The following is a 16,303-nucleotide window of genomic DNA, read 5'->3' on the forward strand; positions in this document are numbered from 1 at the left end:
TGGAAAGGAGGAGTAAAAATGGATAAAGTCATTGATATTGAAGAACGCATTCCCACCTTAAAGAAGAAAAGAAGAAGAAGAACAAACACAAAGTTTGTCGTGATGATATCCCTATTTTTAGTCTTGTTATTTTTACTCCTTTATTTCCAATCATCTTACAGCGATATTCAAAAAATTACCGTGCATGGAGCGAAGTTGGTAAAAGAAGATTATTATATCGAAAAGTCCGGACTTCAAATAGGCGATTCAATGTGGGGATTCAAAGTTCTCGACATTGAAAAAAAATTGCAAGAGGATTGGGTTAAAGATGTGACCGTAAAAAGAAAGTGGCTTACAACTGTAGAAATACAAGTGAAAGAATACCGAAAAGTTGCCTATATATTTGAAGATCATCATTTCTACCCAATATTGGAAAATGGGGTTGTCTATAAATCATCGGAGAAAATTGACCCTACCATTGATGCACCTATTTTTTTAAACTTTGATGATGAAGAGTTGAGAAAAAAGGTTTTGAAAGAATTGGCGGAACTGGATGATGAGGTGTTGGCGCTCATTTCTCAAATCAATTTAAATGCAACAGAATCGGATCCGTATTCGATTACATTATTTATGAATGACGGGTTTGAAGTTAGAGCGGAAATCAACACCCTTGCAGAAAAAATGAAATATTACCCAGCGATTGTTGCGCAAATTGAAAATGCGGAGGAAAACGGAAAAGGTATCATTGATATTGAAGTTGGTTCTTATTTCAAACCTTATTCTGAAGTATATAAGACCATAGATATCAATGCAGAATCCGACCATGAACCGGACGAACAGGATGTGGAAGATGATGAATCAACTCCATAATCGAAAACAAAATAAATTTTCAAAAAGACGTTTTATTTTCCTGTTAGTTTGCATCGTGACCGGTTTCATCATCGGTTATGCCTATAACTTGGCAAAGGATCATAAAAAGCTGGATTCAAGCGCTTTGGATCAAGAGGATAATTACCGGACGGAACTTATTGAGCAGCAAGAGAAAACCAAAGAATTGATGGACGAGCTGAATGAATTGAAAGAACAAATTAGCAAATATGAAAAATCTTTTACAGAAAATGAAAATGATTACAAAGAACTGGCAGAAGAAGCTGAAAAATTAAGATTAATGCTCGGTGAATTGCCCGCCCATGGAGAGGGGATTAAAGTCACTTTAAAAGATGGAGCTTATAATCCGAAATCCACCAATCCGAATGATTATATTGTTCATGAAAGCCATATCTTTCTTGTCATCAATGAGTTAAAGATTTCAGGTGCAGAAGCCATTTCAATTAATGGCCATCGCTTAAAACCAAATTCTTATATCCATTGCAACGGCCCTGTCATTACAATAGATGGAAAACAATATCCTGCTCCATTTGAAATTGAAGCAATTGGAAACTCTCAAACTTTAATTTCTTCATTAAAAATTCCAGGAGGAGTTTTTGATCAATTATTAAATGATTCAATCGTAATAGCGATTCAAGCGATGGACGATATCAAAATGTAAAAGGGGGCAGGTAGGTGGAGAAAAATGTAGTCATACGAATTACCATCATTTCATTTATTGTAGGGTTCATGATTGCCATTCAATATAACACTGTAAAAAAACCTGAATTGAGAGATACAAGAGACATTTGGGAAATTCGCCAAGAATTAAGCGAAGAAAAAAAAAGGCATTCAGAACTGTTAGATGAAATTGCTTCCTTGAAAAAAATTAAATCGGAATATGAAAATAATAACAATGAAGAACTGGGAGAAGTTTTACAGTCAACGGTTGAAGATTTAAGAAAGCGAGCAGGGCTCACTAAAGTAACAGGTCCAGGAGTACATTTAAATATTCAACCTGCAGAGGAATTAATCCTCAGCGGCTATAAAGTGGAGCCAATTTCCCCAGACCTTTTAATACGACTTGTCAATGAAATTTACCGTTATAATGGCTTATACATTGAAATTGATGGACAAAGGGTTGTTCATATAACAGCTATAAGGGATATTAATGGAAAGACGACAGTCAATAGTGTGCCAATCAGCAATTCGAATGTAGATATCTATATCATTACAGAAACCTTTGAAAAAGCTGAGAAACTTCACAGCTATTTATATGCATCCACTTTTCAAGATGACTTTTATATTGATAATCTAAAACTAACTATTTCTCCAGCAAAAGAAGAGATTACAATCGACGCTTATGATGGAGAATTGACAAATACCTATTTGTTGAAAAGTGAAGGGGATTAAAAAATGTGGCTACCATTTCTAGGATTAATTTTAGGATTAACTTTAGGGCTCTTGACGGATATCCAAATTCCATCCGTATATGAAAATTACTTATCAATTGCTGTTTTGGCTGCCCTTGATACTATTGTGGGAGGAATGCGAGCCCATTTGCAGCAAGTTTATGATGATAAAGTATTTATAACTGGTTTTTTCTTTAATATTGCCCTTGCCATTGGACTTGCTTTTTTAGGTGTCCATTTAGGAGTCGACTTGTATTTGGCCGCCATTTTTGCTTTCGGTGTGAGACTTTTTCAAAATATTGCTATCATTCGACGAATTTTGATACAAAAGTGGGAAGACAGACATATAAAAAAAGATGAAAAAACTGTATAATAGCAGTAAAATTTATTATGTATAATGTTATAGAAGAATTTACTGACACATATATAATATTCTAAAATAGAATGAGTGAGTAGCATTCGAAGGAGGTGCGGTGGAATGAATCATCAAAACATATATATATCACTTGACATAGGTTCCTCTTCAATAAAAGTACTAATTGGCGATGTTACAGATGGCCAGTTGCATGTCATAGGAGTAGGAAACACAAAAACTAATGGAGTAAAAAAAGGCACAATTGTTGATATAGATGCAACCGTTCAATCCATTAAAAAAGCAGTAGAACAAGCAGAGCGAATGACAGGAATTCAAATTAGAGAAGTTGTTTTAGGCATTCCAGCAAATCAAACAGTATTGCAGCCGGTAAAAGGTGTTGTGGCTGTAAACAGCGAAAATCGTGAAATTACAGATGATGATTTAGATCGAGTGTTTGAATCTGCTCAAGTGATGTCGATACCACCGGAGAGGGAACTGGTCAACATTATACCAAAACAATTTATTGTTGATAATTTGGATGAAATTAAAGACCCTCGAGGTATGATTGGTATACGACTGGAAATGGATGCCACGATGATAACCACATCCCGCACTTTATTGCATAATGTTTTAAGATGTGTTGAACGGGCGGGGCTTAATATAAAAGAAATCTATTTGCAGCCTCTTGCAGCAGGATATTTTGCATTAACGGAAGACGAAAAAAATCAAGGCACGGCATTTATTGATATTGGCGGCGGTTCAACCACGATTGCAGTTTTTGAAGATGGCTTGTTGACGCATACCGGCGTTGTACCAGTCGGAGGAGAACATATTACAAAAGATTTGTCCATCATATTAAAAACCCCTACTGAACAAGCCGAAAAAATTAAAAGAGAGTATGGACATGCCTTTTATGAAGATGCTTCGGATGATGAAGTGTTTGAAGTCCCAGTAGTAGGGACAGATGCAACGGAAGAATACAGCCAAAAATTTATATCCGAAATTATTTGTTCTCGTTTAGAAGAAATGTTCGACCTGGTGTTGGATGAATTAGCCCGCTTAGGTGTTCGGGATTTACCGGGAGGAATTGTCATTTCAGGTGGTGTAGCTTCATTAGAAGGAATTGCACAACTTGCTCGCCAAGTCATGCAAACCCGCGTCAGAATTTATATACCGGATTATATCGGAGTCAGAGATCCGTCTTATACGACTGCTGTTGGTTTAATTCGATATGCGCATATGGAAGATGAGTTTTTTGGAAGAAGCCCAGCTTCTAAAGCACCTGTTTATCAAGCGGTAGGTTCAGTTACTACTCCTCCTAAAAAGCAATCTCATGCATCTGAAAGAACTGATAATGAATATAAAACAAGTGTTTTTGATAAAGCAAAAAGGTTATTTGATAAATTTTTTGAATAGTGGAAAAGAAAATCTAAAATTTAGACTAGTGTGGCAGGAGGAGAAAGAATGTTAGAATTTGATACGAATATTGACCAACTAGCCAAAATAAAAGTAATTGGTGTTGGCGGTGGTGGAAATAATGCGGTTAATCGAATGATTGAACACGGTGTTCAAGGTGTTGAATTTATTGCTGTCAATACAGATGCGCAAGCTTTAAATCTATCAAAAGCTGAAATAAAGTTGCAGATTGGTAGTAAACTGACACGTGGATTAGGTGCAGGGGCAAATCCAGAAATCGGAAAGAAGGCTGCAGAAGAAAGCAGAGAACAAATTGAAGAAGTTGTACGCGGAGCCGATATGGTGTTTGTCACTGCAGGAATGGGTGGAGGAACTGGAACTGGTGCCGCACCAATTATTTCACAAATTGCTAAAGATTTAGGAGCTTTAACTGTTGGGGTAGTTACACGTCCGTTTTCCTTTGAAGGAAAAAAGAGACAGACACAGGCAATCAATGGAATTGCAGCGATGAAAGAAGCAGTGGACACGTTAATTGTTATTCCGAATGATAAACTGCTGCAAATCGTTGATAAAAGCACTCCGATGCTTGAAGCTTTCCGAGAAGCGGATAACGTACTTCGCCAAGGTGTGCAAGGAATTTCTGACTTAATCGCGACGCCAGGTCTCATCAACTTAGACTTTGCAGATGTTAAAACAATTATGTCCAATAAAGGTTCAGCATTGATGGGTATCGGTATTGCTTCCGGCGAAAACCGGGCAACGGAGGCAGCGAAAAAAGCGATTTCCAGCCCGCTTCTTGAAACTTCTATTGATGGAGCAAAAGGCGTCATCATGAACATCACAGGCGGAACAAATTTAAGCTTGTTTGAAGTTCAAGAGGCTGCGGATATTGTTGCATCTGCTTCTGATGAAGAAGTTAATATGATTTTTGGTTCCGTTATTAATGAAAACTTAAATGACGAAATCATTGTAACGGTCATTGCAACTGGCTTTGATGATGCTGCACCTCAAACAATTCAAAGTGCAAGACCATCAATAAATGTGCGAAATTCACAAATGAACTCCATACCACAACAGCAACCTCCAGTGCGTGAACGAAATGTGGAACCGCAGCAGCAACAGGATTATTATCGAAACCAACAACAAGAAGATCTTTTAGATATTCCGACATTTTTAAGAAATCGTCGAAATCGAAATCAATAACATTCATCATTCAATGGAAATAGTGTTACAAAATAACAAAAAAATCGACAATTCTCAAATTTGACTTTACAATATTATGTAAAAATGACATAAAGAAACTATCTGGAATAAGAATTTATTTCTAGATAGTTTCTTTTTTATGCATAATTTCCCGCTCTATGCAATATTTTGTCAATAAAAACTCCGGTTTTGCTACGATGTTTTGACATTTTCTACATAGGGATAGTGTTAATCTATCAATAGGAGGACGCTAAAATGATTGGAGAATTACTCGTACTATACAATACGTTATTTAATTACTTACTATTAAAATTCACAAAGGAAATAACGGGATTGTATGTCAAGAAACGAAGGCTTTTGTTCAGTGCATTCGTCAGCGGACTCGTGTCATCTATTTTTTATCAAACTTTTATAGGAGCTGTACTCAGTTTCCTGCTACTAATAGGACTCGCTTTCTCCTTTCGATTTCAAACTTTGTTAAAACAAGGAACAGTGTTGCTTGTAGCTACCTTTTTTCTGGGGGGGCTACTCACCAGTTTACTTCCTTTTTTGCTTAGGCAATCCGATCTCATTTTTTTTATCTTTTGTTTAAGTCTTGCTGTTCTTAGTTTAACTTTTATTCATTCGAAGTGGAGAAATCTGACAAAGGAAAGGTTGCAACAATCTTTTGTAGTGGATTGCGAATTAGAGCTTTTTCAAAACACATATTCGTTGAAAGGATTCATTGATACGGGAAATGAATGTGTGGAGCCGATCAGCGGAAAACCTGTTCATTTCTTATCGTATCAAGCGGTAGAAGAAAAACTGCCGAAAGAATTAAAAGTTGGATTGCTTACGTGGAACGACCAGAATCCTTATCAACTAACAATGTTTCCTGACTTTATGTACCCCAAGATCAGAGTATTGAGATTGTCAACGGTTCAAAAAGAAACGTCTACCGCTTTAGCATTCCGATTTGAACGTCTGATTCTTTACGGAAACATAAAGAAGGAAATATTGGATGAATATGTTGTTTTTACAAGACACGATGCCCGTTTTCCGCAGAATGCACAAATGATTCTCCACGTTTTAGCGTTGAACTAAATCATAAAGGGGGAGAATGGTTGTTTGGAAAATTAAAAGAACTGCTCTCAAGAATATTTAGTAAGTTTCGCACTAAAAAAACATACTATATAGGAGGTCATGATTCATTGCCAGTGCCATTAACTAGAGAAGAGGAAATGTCAGTAATTGAAGCATTTATGAATGGGGATATGAAAGCACGGGATACCCTCATTGAAAGAAATTTGCGACTTGTAGTTTACATTGCACGACGATTTGATAATACAGGTACGCCAATTGAAGATTTAATCAGCATCGGTTCGATTGGATTAATTAAAGCGATTGAAACCTACAATAAAGAAAAGAATATAAAACTTGCCACATACGCTTCTCGATGCATTGAGAATGAGATTTTAATGCATTTGCGAAAGACAAGTCGTATGAAGGGCGAAGTTTCGTTGGATGAACCATTGAATTCTGATCCTGATGGTAATGAACTCCTTTTATCAGATATTTTAGGCACAGATGAAGAAATTATTATGAATGATGTAGAAAAGAAAATTGAACGTGCGTCGATGTTTGAAGCTATTAACGGATTAAGCGAGAGAGAAAGATATATTATGGAATGCCGTTTCGGATTAAACGGCAAAAAAGAAATGACTCAAAAAGAGGTAGCGGATCATTTAGGCATTTCCCAATCCTATATTTCCAGACTAGAAAAGAAAATTATTTCTGAGTTAAGAGAGTCCTTGAACCAACCAATCTCATAAAGAATTGGTTGAAATTGGACGAATTGCGCACGCATATTCTTTTCCATTTCGGACAAACTTAAAAAACAGTCCAAGAGATAAAAAGTCTGGAGGAAAAGAAGATGGTGCGTACAAAAGTCGAGCTTTGTGGTGTTGATACTGCTTCCTTGCCGGTATTAAGCCATGAAGAAATGAGAGAGTTGTTTGTTCGTCTTAAAAATGGTGATACAACGGTAAGAGAACAATTGGTCATTTGCAATTTGCGATTAGTATTGAGCATCGTTGGCCGGTTCTCTTACCGTGGGGAACAAGCAGATGATCTGTTCCAGGTAGGATGTATTGGATTATTGAAAGCCATCGATCATTTCGATTTAAAGCATAACGTAAGATTTTCCACATATGCTGTACCAATGATAATCGGAGAAATTCGCAGACACTTGCGGGACCATCATGCATTGAGAGTATCAAGATCATTGAGAGATATTGCATATAAGGCGATGCAGGCGAAAGAAAAGTTCATATCCGAAAATTTATATGAACCGACAATTGAACAAATTGCCGAAATGATTGACATGAAAAAAGAAGATGTGCTGTATGCTTTAGATGCAATTCAGGATCCCCTTTCTCTTCAGGAGCCGATTTATTCCGATGGCGGCGATGCAGTGTATATCATGGACCAATTGCGAGATGAAGGTGTATCAGAAGATCAATGGGTTGCGTATGTGAGTGTAAAAGAAAGCATTCAAAGATTGGATGAACGTCAACAATTAATACTTGCAAAGCGTTTTTACTATGGAGAAACGCAAACGGAAATTGCCAAATCCCTTGGAATATCCCAAGCCCAAATTTCTAGGCTCGAGAAAAGTGCTATAGAAACAATGCAAAAAGATTATAAATTTGGATGATGCTGATTCATATAATCCGACGCACTTTTTATAAGTGCGTTTTTATTTTTATCGGTCAAAGAGAAGGGTCAAACATAAAATAGAATTGAATGATTGTTACAGACATACGCCTTAAAGAAGAGGAGTTCATATGCATAATTTATACAAATGTTTGGTAGAAAGGAGATGCCATTGAAGTTTTCAGAAGTGCAGCAAAAAGAAATTATTGAAGCCGGCAGCGGGCGTTTTATTGGATATATTATCGATGCGGAAGTATGTGCAACAACCGGTATGATTACAGCTTTTCTTGTGGCGGAACCGAAAAAAATGTTTAACTTTTTTCATGGAGATGAATCTGTACGAAGAGTATTAATCAGCGATATTTTAGTCATCGGGAAAGATGTCATTTTAGTAAAAGATGTTTCATAATACCGCGATTTCATTGAAAAATAGAGAGTTGATTGTTAAAATGAAAGAAACTATTGTTGTAAAGATGGGATTTAGTATGTCAAGCATTCGAGAAAACTTAGAAATCATTCAGCAAAGAATCGAAGAAGCAAAAACAAGAGCTAATCGATTGAATGATGATATTAATATTATTGCAGTGACAAAACAAGTTTCTGTAGAACGCACGAAAGAAACATTGGATGCAGGGCTTGTTCATCTCGGCGAAAATCGTCCAGAAGGATTGCTTTCAAAAAAAGAAGAAATTCGAGAACAGGCAATCTGGCATTATATTGGTACCCTTCAAACAAGAAAAGTAAAAAAAGTCATTAATGAAATTGATTATCTTCATTCACTGGACCGCCTCAGTTTAGCGGAAGAAATCGAAAAACGGGCAGAAAAGCCGGTTAAATGCTTTGTGCAAGTCAATGTGTCCGGTGAAGAATCAAAACATGGATTAAGCAAAGAAGAGACCATTCCATTCATTCAGGCTTTAGAGAAATTCACTAAAATTCAAGTGGTCGGATTAATGACGATGGCGCCGTATACAGATGATAAAGAAACAATTCGAAAAGTCTTTCGAGAATTGAAAGAATTACAACAAGAGGTTGTGAAGCTAAACTTGCCGTATGCACCGTGCCAAGAATTATCTATGGGAATGTCCAACGACTATGAAATTGCAATTGAAGAAGGTGCTACATTTATAAGAATCGGAACAGCTCTTGTTGGATAGGAGGTTGAAAAATGGGCGTGTTCAGCAAAATAAAAAATTTCTTTTACTTAGAAGATGAAGATGATGAAATTCAACCACCAATCAAAGAACCAGCTGTATTGCCGCAAGAGACTGTAACAAGAAAAACGAAAAAAATTGTGAATAGCTATGGCGAAGAAAAAACGCTGAATGTCATTAATATTCAATCTGCCAATGCTTTGAAAAACACGAAAGTAATCATTGTCGAGCCAAGGGTGTATGCTGAAGCGCAAGATATTTCGGAGCATTTAAAAAATAAACGGGCCATCATTGTCAATCTTCAGCGAATTGATCGAGAGGCGGGAATGCGAATTATTGATTTTTTGAGCGGAACCGTCTATGCTTTAGGTGGAGATATTCAGCGAATTGGCGATAATATCTTTTTATGCACACCAGATAACGTGGAAGTGCAAGGTGAAATTTCAGGATATTTTTACGACGATATTTAAAAATAGAGAGGTAATAAAAAATCTATGGATATTGTAGATATTATAAATTTTGTTTTCAGAATTTATACATTAATGTTAATCGTTTATATTTTAATGTCTTGGATACCGTCCAGCAGGGATACAGCGTTCGGACGCTTTTTAGAAAAATTTTGTGAACCTTATTTAGGATTTTTCCGCAAGTTTATTCCGCCGCTTGGAATGATTGATTTTTCGCCGATTATTGCTTTACTTGTGTTGACGTTTATTGAACAAGGCATTTATAACTTGCTCTATATGTTATTTTATTAATGGGTGCGGCTCGCTGGGAGTCACATCCTTTTTTATAATGTTCGAACTTTTCTAAATTATGCATTTACTTAAATTCAATTAAGTGAGTTGACGATATGAACCATATTTTGCAGCATTTTCATAAAGATGAACATCCTTTTATAGAAAGAGTCCTTGAATGGAAAAAAGAAGTGGAGGATCGGTATGCGCCAAAATTGACCGCATTTTTAGATCCCCGAGAACAATATATTGTCCAATCTATCGTTGGGAATCAAGGCGAGCTTTCTGTATATAGCGAGGGGATTTTTCAGGAAGCGGAACGCAAAAAAGTTTATATTGCCCCATCTTATTTTGTTCCAACAATGGAAGACTACGATATCTCCATTTTAAAACTGTCATTTCCCTCTAAATTTGTTCAATTAAAACATCCGGATGTATTAGGAGCACTGCTGTCCCTCGGAATTGACCGCAAACATTTTGGCGATATTCGCATGAATGAAGAAATGATTCAGTTTGCTTGTACAAAAGAAATTGCTCTTTACGTCAAAACCAACTTGCAAAAAGTAGGGAGAGTAAATGTTCGGATTGATGAAGTAGAAAACATAAATGAGCTCATCCCTCCGCAAGAGGATTGGAAAGAGCAGCAGCTTACAGTTTCTTCGATGAGATTAGATGCAGTGATGTCGAGTTGTTTTAATATCTCAAGGCAAAAATCCCAAAATTTGATTCGTGGAGGTAAAGTAAAGGTCAACTTTACTCTTTCAGAAAAAACGGACTTTGAATTGCAAGAAGGGGATATGATTTCCTGCCGTGGATTTGGACGTTTCAAAATCAATGCCATTGAAGGACGAACAAAAAAGGAGAAAATTCGTTTAAGCATTTGTCGAATTGACAGAAAGTGAGTCGAATCAAAAAATTTACTGTAAAGAATTATCTTGATGGGTATAATAGTTATATGCTTATATTTTTGATTAAAGGAGTGCGAAACGATGCCACTATCACCTCTTGATATACATAATAAAGAATTTACAAGGGCTTTCCGCGGCTATGCGGAAGACGAGGTTAATGAATTTTTGGACCAAATTATTAAAGACTATGAGCTGTTACTCCGAGAAAAAAAAGAGCTTGAAGATAAAGTAAAACAAATGACCGAACAAATGGAACACTACAATACGATGGAAGAAACGCTGCAAAAATCCATTGTCGTTGCGCAAGAAGCTGCGGAGGAAGTGCGCAGAAATGCCCAGCAAGAGGCCAAGTTAATCATTAAAGAAGCAGAAAAAAACGCGGATCGCATCGTGAACGAAGCATTGACAAAGGCTCGTAAAATTACGATTGAAATCGACGCTTTAAAAAAGCAATCCAAGGTGTTTCGCAATCGTTTCAAAATGTTGGTGGAAGCTCAATTAGACTTATTGAATTCCGACGACTGGGATCATTTAATGGAATATGATATTGGTTTAACAGAAATCCAAGAACAATTTAGACAAGAGGACGAAGATGATTTTCTAAAAAACAGTACAAGTGAGCAAGAAAAGTATTAATAATTTTCTTACTACTTGACGGGCTCCCATGATTTTCATATACTGATACACAGAAATTTAATACATGCGGCTGACAGGTGTTGACGGAGAAAGTATTTTTTGTCCGTGGCAATTATAGCGATCCGAGGATGGTGGAAGCTCGGACAAGCGGCAAAAAAGAAAATCACTCCCGAGCCAAATCACTGAAAGAACAGTAAGTGATTTCGTCTACACGGCGTTACAGTGTCAAGAGGCAGCGTCGAAATGCTTTTCTTCGGCGTTGTAAAGAAGGGTGGTACCACGGGTAATCGTTTCTCGTCCCTATGGGATAGAGAAACTTTTTTTATTATTGGGGATTTTCTTTTTTGCCGAATAGATAGTATGAAGTCAAAAATAAACAAGGAGGAAACATAATGGTAGAGTATAAAGATACGTTGTTAATGCCGAAGACCGATTTCCCGATGCGAGGAAATCTACCGGTAAACGAACCAAAAATTCAAGCAAAATGGGAAGAAATGGATATTAATCAACTTGTATTAGAGCGTACGAAAGGCCGTCCGGAATTCGTATTGCATGATGGTCCTCCATATGCAAACGGTGATATTCATATTGGACATGCGTTAAATAAAATCATTAAAGATATGATTAACCGCCACCGTTCTATGACAGGCTATCATGTGCCATATATTCCTGGTTGGGATACTCACGGACTACCAATCGAGCATGCCTTGACGAAAAAAGGCGTGAACCGTAAAGAAATGTCGGTTGCTGAATTCCGTAAACTCTGTGAAGAGTATGCCTACGAACAAATTGAAAACCAAAAAGCGCAATTTAAGCGTTTGGGAGTTCGCGGCGATTGGAAAAATCCTTATGTCACATTAACCCCTGAATTTGAAGCCCGTCAAATTGAAGTGTTTGGCCGCATGGCAGAGAAAGGATATATATACAAAGGACTAAAACCTGTTTATTGGTCTCCATCCTCTGAATCTGCGTTGGCAGAAGCAGAAATTGAATATAAAGATGTGAAGTCTCCTTCCATTTATGTAAGTTTTGAAATCAAAGATGCAAAAGGCGTTGTACCTGAAGAGGCCAAGTTCATTATCTGGACAACAACACCTTGGACAATTCCAGCCAACCTAGGAATTTCAGTCAACCCAGAATTTACGTATGCTGTTGTGAAAGTGGATGGCAACTTATATATCATTGCAAAAGAATTGATTGAAAATGTTTCAAAAGAAATTGGATGGGAACAAGTTGAAATTGTGCAAGAAGTAAAAGGACAACAATTGGAATATATTGTAGCCAAACATCCATTCTATGACCGCGATTCTTTAGTAATGGTTGGGGAACACGTTACGCTCGATGCCGGTACTGGATGCGTTCACACAGCGCCTGGCCACGGGGAAGACGACTATATCGTCGGTAAAAAATACGGTTTAGATGTATTAAGCCCAATTGATGACCGTGGTTGCTATACAAGTGAAGCGCCAGGATTTGAGGGCATGTTCTATGATGATGCCAACAAAGTCGTGACTGAAAAATTAAAAGAAGTGGGCGCCTTATTAAAATTAGGTTTCATCACCCACTCCTATCCACATGACTGGCGCACGAAAAAACCGGTGATTTTCCGTGCTACACCGCAATGGTTCTGTTCCATCGAGCCGTTCCGCGATCAATTATTGGAAGCGATTGAAAATACAACATTTACGCCAAACTGGGGTAAAATCCGCCTTTACAATATGATTCGCGACCGCGGCGACTGGTGTATTTCCCGTCAACGGGCTTGGGGTGTGCCAATTCCAGTATTCTATGCGGAAAACGGTGAAGAAATCATTACGCCAGAAACAATCGCCCATGTGGCAAAATTATTCCGTGAACATGGTTCAAACATTTGGTTCGAAAAAGAAGCGAAAGAATTATTGCCAGAAGGATTTACTCATCCGGGAAGTCCAAACGGCAAATTTACAAAAGAAAAAGATATTATGGACGTTTGGTTTGACTCCGGTTCCACTCACCAGGGCGTGCTTGTAGAACGCGGCATGAAATATCCTGCTGACCTTTATTTGGAAGGTTCTGACCAATATCGCGGATGGTTTAACTCATCTCTCATTACATCTGTTGCCATCAACGGTTTCGCACCTTATAAAGGCATCCTGTCTCACGGTTTCGTACTGGATGGGGAAGGCCGTAAAATGAGTAAATCTCTTGGAAACGTAATTGCCCCTGAACAAGTAATGAAACAATACGGTGCGGATATTCTTCGCTTGTGGGTGGCATCTGTAGACTATACTGGCGATGTACGGATTTCCATGGATTTGTTAAAACAAATTTCCGAAGTGTATCGTAAAATCCGCAACACGCTTCGCTATTTGCACGGTAACTTATTTGATTTTGATCCGAAAAAAGACCGCGTTCCTTACGAAAACTTACGCGAAGTGGATCAATATATGTACATGCGTTTGCAGGAAGTATTAAAACAAGTGCGTGCAGCTTATGACCGCTATGATTTCTCAGCTGTATATCATGCTATCAACAACTTTGTATCCGTTGAACTGTCTGCCTTCTATTTGGATGTGGCAAAAGACGTGGTTTATATTGAAGCACCAACAAATCCTGCTCGCCGTGCAATGCAAACAGTAATGTATGACAGCTTGTTGACATTGCTAAAAATCTTAACGCCAATTATTCCGCATACAACGGATGAATTATGGTCTTACTTAAACGAAGAAGAAGTATCTGTGCAATTAACAGACTTCCCAGAAGTGGATGAGCGCGAGAACTTCAAAGAGTTGAAAGAAAAATGGGGCAAAGTGATGGATATTCGCGATGAAGTATTGAAAGCTCTTGAAGAAGCGCGAAATGAAAAAGTTATAGGTAAACCATTGGATGCAAAAGTAGTTGTTTATGCAGATGACGAAAACGTATTAGCGCTATTGAACGATGACAAAGTTGATTTCAAACAAATTACCCTTGTTTCTCAATTTGTCGTTGCCGGCAGTCGAAAAGATGCACCAGAAAATGCTATTGCATTAGAGAATACATCTATCGTTGTAGAAAAAGCGGATGGAGGAAAATGTGAACGCTGCTGGTCTTATTCAGAAACGGTTGGCCAAAATGAAACACATTCTACATTGTGCGCCCGCTGTGCAGAAATTGTAATCAATCATTACGAATAATCTTTTTCCCGCTCTTGAATATAAGATCATTCAAGAGCGGATTTTTTGTTTAGGGTGTTTGGTTTGGACATTCGAGCGGTGTTTCACATTAAACTGGTGGACAAATACACGAAAATGGAGGGTATCCGCACCAAAGAGGTTGACAAACGCACGAAAAGGAAGGATATCTGCACTAAATGGAATATCATCCGCACGAAAAAGTGGAAAGCAACGAATATGCATGGCAGATGAGAAGATTTTCTGTATTAATGGACGGAATATGTTAGAATAATGAAGATATATAGGCAAACGGGGGAAAGATTGTGTTTAAATACTACATTTTAGCACTTATCGTTATAGTGATGGACCAGCTTACAAAATGGGTGGTTGTAAGCAATATGGAAATCGGAGAACGAATTTCTGTATGGGATCCTTGGTTCGGCATTTTAAGCCATCGGAACCGGGGAGCAGCATGGGGAATGCTTCAAGGACAAATGTGGATTTTCTATCTTGTTACCATCGTTGTCGTGGCGGCAGTGATTTATTATTTCCAAAAAGAAGGGAAACACAAGCCGTTTTTAGGGGTAAGTTTAATGATTTTGTTAGGCGGCGCCATTGGCAACTTTATTGACCGCATCTTTCGTGGAGAAGTGGTAGATTTTATTGATGTATACATTCCAATTATCAATTATGATTTTCCGATTTTTAATGTGGCCGATGCTGCATTGACGATTTCTGTCATCATGCTCATACTAGCAATGTTGAAGGAAGATCAAAAAGAAAAGAAAAAGGTGAAATCATGACAGTAACAATCACGATTGAAGCAGAATATGCAGGAGAACGACTTGATAAAGCATTATCTACTATTCATGAGGATTGGTCGCGAACGCAAATCGCGGGCTGGATTGAAGAAGGGCTTGTCATGGTAAATGGCAAGGAAGTGAAGGCAAAATATAAAGTGAAAGAGGGGGATGTCGTTGAAATTGAAGTTCCAGAACCGGAAGAGCTTGAAGTCATCCCTGAAAATTTGGATTTAGATATCGTGTATGAAGATGAAGACGTTATTGTAGTGAATAAACCAAAGGGAATGGTGGTGCACCCTGCCCCTGGACATATGACTGGGACGCTCGTGAATGGACTGATGTATCATTGCAAAGATTTATCCGGCATCAATGGCGTGCTGCGTCCAGGAATTGTCCATCGCATTGATAAAGATACTTCCGGTTTGTTGATGGTTGCCAAAAATGACATGGCTCATAATGGACTTGTGGAACAACTTGTGAATAAAACGGTGACGCGGAAGTATACGGCATTGGTTCACGGCCATATTCCTCATAATAAAGGGACGATTGATGCGCCAATTGGCCGTGATCCGAAAGACCGCCAAAAACAGGCCGTTGTTGATAATGGAAAAGAAGCGATTACTCATTTCCAAGTGTTGGAACGATTTGGTGGGAAATATACATTGCTGGAATGTAAGCTAGAAACAGGACGCACCCATCAAATCCGCGTTCATATGAAATATATCGGATATCCATTAGTAGGGGATCCAAAATATGGTCCGAAGAAAACGATTGATTTTGGCGGCCAAGCATTGCATGCTGGCGTATTAGGATTTATACATCCTAGAACGAAAGAATATTTGGAATTTGAAGTACCTTTGCCTGAAGATTTTATGAATTTACTTGAACAATTAAGAAAAGAATGTTGACTTAGAGAGTAAATAGTTCTATACTTTACAACAGTAAAAATTAAATAGGGAATACCTTTAATGGCAGTCCAGAGAGGCTGAAAAGGTAAAAGCGTGT

At 37.9% G+C, this 16,303-nt stretch carries 19 protein-coding genes and 1 other annotated feature; all 19 genes read left to right on the forward strand.

Features of this window, described 5'->3' with window-relative positions; genetic code table 11:
- Positions 1-18 precede the first annotated feature (18 nt).
- The 19 genes from DKZ56_RS06595 to DKZ56_RS06685 all read left to right on the forward strand — a co-directional run bounded on the left by DKZ56_RS06595 (position 19) and on the right by DKZ56_RS06685 (position 16,206).
- On the forward strand, positions 19-849 hold the full coding sequence (locus DKZ56_RS06595; RefSeq protein WP_208651939.1) for a cell division protein FtsQ/DivIB: 831 nt from the start codon (positions 19-21) through the stop codon (positions 847-849).
- On the forward strand, positions 833-1,528 hold the full coding sequence (locus DKZ56_RS06600) for a DUF881 domain-containing protein (RefSeq protein ID WP_208652187.1): 696 nt from the start codon (positions 833-835) through the stop codon (positions 1,526-1,528). The genes DKZ56_RS06595 and DKZ56_RS06600 overlap by 17 nt, the downstream gene beginning before the upstream one ends.
- A 14-nt stretch (positions 1,529-1,542) precedes the next feature.
- Complete coding sequence (locus DKZ56_RS06605; protein ID WP_208651940.1) at positions 1,543-2,259, forward strand: DUF881 domain-containing protein; 717 nt, start codon at positions 1,543-1,545, stop codon at positions 2,257-2,259.
- A 3-nt stretch (positions 2,260-2,262) separates the two neighbouring features.
- Positions 2,263-2,631, forward strand: a complete 369-nt coding sequence (locus tag DKZ56_RS06610) for a small basic family protein (RefSeq protein ID WP_208651941.1) — start codon at positions 2,263-2,265, stop codon at positions 2,629-2,631.
- A gap of 105 nt (positions 2,632-2,736) precedes the next feature.
- Positions 2,737-4,029: a cell division protein FtsA gene (gene ftsA / locus DKZ56_RS06615; RefSeq protein ID WP_208651942.1), complete on the forward strand. Its 1,293-nt coding sequence runs from the start codon at positions 2,737-2,739 to the stop codon at positions 4,027-4,029.
- Between the two features lie 48 nt (positions 4,030-4,077).
- Entirely contained in the window at positions 4,078-5,232 is a 1,155-nt protein-coding gene (gene ftsZ / locus DKZ56_RS06620; RefSeq protein WP_208651943.1) for a cell division protein FtsZ, read from the forward strand.
- Positions 5,233-5,487: 255 nt separating this feature from the next.
- Positions 5,488-6,315: a sigma-E processing peptidase SpoIIGA gene (locus tag DKZ56_RS06625; RefSeq protein WP_208651944.1), complete on the forward strand. Its 828-nt coding sequence runs from the start codon at positions 5,488-5,490 to the stop codon at positions 6,313-6,315.
- Between the two features lie 20 nt (positions 6,316-6,335).
- Positions 6,336-7,043 carry an RNA polymerase sporulation sigma factor SigE gene (gene sigE / locus DKZ56_RS06630; RefSeq protein WP_208651945.1) on the forward strand — a complete coding sequence of 236 codons (708 nt, stop codon included), beginning with the start codon at positions 6,336-6,338 and terminating at the stop codon, positions 7,041-7,043.
- Positions 7,044-7,144: 101 nt separating this feature from the next.
- The gene (sigG, locus tag DKZ56_RS06635; protein WP_208651946.1) at positions 7,145-7,927 is read left to right on the forward strand and encodes an RNA polymerase sporulation sigma factor SigG; all 783 of its coding nucleotides are present in this window, start codon (positions 7,145-7,147) and stop codon (positions 7,925-7,927) included.
- 165 nt (positions 7,928-8,092) lie between these two features.
- A complete protein-coding gene (locus DKZ56_RS06640; RefSeq protein ID WP_245989610.1) occupies positions 8,093-8,335 on the forward strand; it encodes a YlmC/YmxH family sporulation protein in 243 nt (80 codons plus the stop codon).
- 76 nt (positions 8,336-8,411) lie between these two features.
- A complete protein-coding gene (locus DKZ56_RS06645; RefSeq protein ID WP_208651948.1) occupies positions 8,412-9,083 on the forward strand; it encodes a YggS family pyridoxal phosphate-dependent enzyme in 672 nt (223 codons plus the stop codon).
- Between the two features lie 11 nt (positions 9,084-9,094).
- The gene (locus DKZ56_RS06650; protein WP_208651949.1) at positions 9,095-9,550 is read left to right on the forward strand and encodes a cell division protein SepF; all 456 of its coding nucleotides are present in this window, start codon (positions 9,095-9,097) and stop codon (positions 9,548-9,550) included.
- Positions 9,551-9,574: 24 nt separating this feature from the next.
- Positions 9,575-9,838 carry a YggT family protein gene (locus DKZ56_RS06655; RefSeq protein ID WP_208651950.1) on the forward strand — a complete coding sequence of 88 codons (264 nt, stop codon included), beginning with the start codon at positions 9,575-9,577 and terminating at the stop codon, positions 9,836-9,838.
- Positions 9,839-9,933: 95 nt separating this feature from the next.
- Positions 9,934-10,719 carry a YlmH family RNA-binding protein gene (locus DKZ56_RS06660; RefSeq protein WP_208651951.1) on the forward strand — a complete coding sequence of 262 codons (786 nt, stop codon included), beginning with the start codon at positions 9,934-9,936 and terminating at the stop codon, positions 10,717-10,719.
- Positions 10,720-10,806: 87 nt separating this feature from the next.
- The gene (locus DKZ56_RS06665) at positions 10,807-11,361 is read left to right on the forward strand and encodes a DivIVA domain-containing protein (protein ID WP_208651952.1); all 555 of its coding nucleotides are present in this window, start codon (positions 10,807-10,809) and stop codon (positions 11,359-11,361) included.
- Positions 11,362-11,432: 71 nt separating this feature from the next.
- Positions 11,433-11,666, forward strand: a binding site (T-box leader).
- An 87-nt stretch (positions 11,667-11,753) separates the two neighbouring features.
- A complete protein-coding gene (ileS, locus tag DKZ56_RS06670; protein WP_208651953.1) occupies positions 11,754-14,516 on the forward strand; it encodes an isoleucine--tRNA ligase in 2,763 nt (920 codons plus the stop codon).
- 58 nt (positions 14,517-14,574) lie between these two features.
- Positions 14,575-14,787, forward strand: coding sequence for a hypothetical protein (locus DKZ56_RS06675; protein ID WP_208651954.1), 213 nt, complete (start codon positions 14,575-14,577; stop codon positions 14,785-14,787).
- Positions 14,788-14,818: 31 nt separating this feature from the next.
- Positions 14,819-15,298: a signal peptidase II gene (lspA, locus tag DKZ56_RS06680; protein ID WP_208651955.1), complete on the forward strand. Its 480-nt coding sequence runs from the start codon at positions 14,819-14,821 to the stop codon at positions 15,296-15,298.
- The gene (locus DKZ56_RS06685) at positions 15,295-16,206 is read left to right on the forward strand and encodes an RluA family pseudouridine synthase (RefSeq protein WP_425471041.1); all 912 of its coding nucleotides are present in this window, start codon (positions 15,295-15,297) and stop codon (positions 16,204-16,206) included. The genes lspA and DKZ56_RS06685 overlap by 4 nt, the downstream gene beginning before the upstream one ends.
- The last annotated feature ends 97 nt before the right edge of the window (positions 16,207-16,303 follow it).

This window comes from Ureibacillus thermophilus, assembly GCF_004331915.1.
GTDB lineage: Bacteria > Bacillota > Bacilli > Bacillales_A > Planococcaceae > Ureibacillus > Ureibacillus thermophilus.

Excerpts from the sequence above, each read along its gene's own strand:
- DKZ56_RS06595 (WP_208651939.1), top strand. The coding sequence starts at position 19 with ATGGATAAAGTCATTGATATTGAAGAACGCATTCCCACCTTAAAGAAG.
- DKZ56_RS06600 (WP_208652187.1), top strand. The coding sequence starts at position 833 with ATGAATCAACTCCATAATCGAAAACAAAATAAATTTTCAAAAAGACGT.
- DKZ56_RS06610 (WP_208651941.1), top strand. The coding sequence starts at position 2,263 with ATGTGGCTACCATTTCTAGGATTAATTTTAGGATTAACTTTAGGGCTC.
- ftsA (WP_208651942.1), top strand. The coding sequence starts at position 2,737 with ATGAATCATCAAAACATATATATATCACTTGACATAGGTTCCTCTTCA.
- ftsZ (WP_208651943.1), top strand. The coding sequence starts at position 4,078 with ATGTTAGAATTTGATACGAATATTGACCAACTAGCCAAAATAAAAGTA.
- DKZ56_RS06625 (WP_208651944.1), top strand. The coding sequence starts at position 5,488 with ATGATTGGAGAATTACTCGTACTATACAATACGTTATTTAATTACTTA.
- sigG (WP_208651946.1), top strand. The coding sequence starts at position 7,145 with ATGGTGCGTACAAAAGTCGAGCTTTGTGGTGTTGATACTGCTTCCTTG.
- DKZ56_RS06640 (WP_245989610.1), top strand. The coding sequence starts at position 8,093 with ATGCCATTGAAGTTTTCAGAAGTGCAGCAAAAAGAAATTATTGAAGCC.
- DKZ56_RS06645 (WP_208651948.1), top strand. The coding sequence starts at position 8,412 with ATGTCAAGCATTCGAGAAAACTTAGAAATCATTCAGCAAAGAATCGAA.
- DKZ56_RS06650 (WP_208651949.1), top strand. The coding sequence starts at position 9,095 with ATGGGCGTGTTCAGCAAAATAAAAAATTTCTTTTACTTAGAAGATGAA.
- DKZ56_RS06655 (WP_208651950.1), top strand. The coding sequence starts at position 9,575 with ATGGATATTGTAGATATTATAAATTTTGTTTTCAGAATTTATACATTA.
- DKZ56_RS06660 (WP_208651951.1), top strand. The coding sequence starts at position 9,934 with ATGAACCATATTTTGCAGCATTTTCATAAAGATGAACATCCTTTTATA.
- DKZ56_RS06665 (WP_208651952.1), top strand. The coding sequence starts at position 10,807 with ATGCCACTATCACCTCTTGATATACATAATAAAGAATTTACAAGGGCT.
- ileS (WP_208651953.1), top strand. The coding sequence starts at position 11,754 with ATGGTAGAGTATAAAGATACGTTGTTAATGCCGAAGACCGATTTCCCG.
- DKZ56_RS06685 (WP_425471041.1), top strand. The coding sequence starts at position 15,295 with ATGACAGTAACAATCACGATTGAAGCAGAATATGCAGGAGAACGACTT.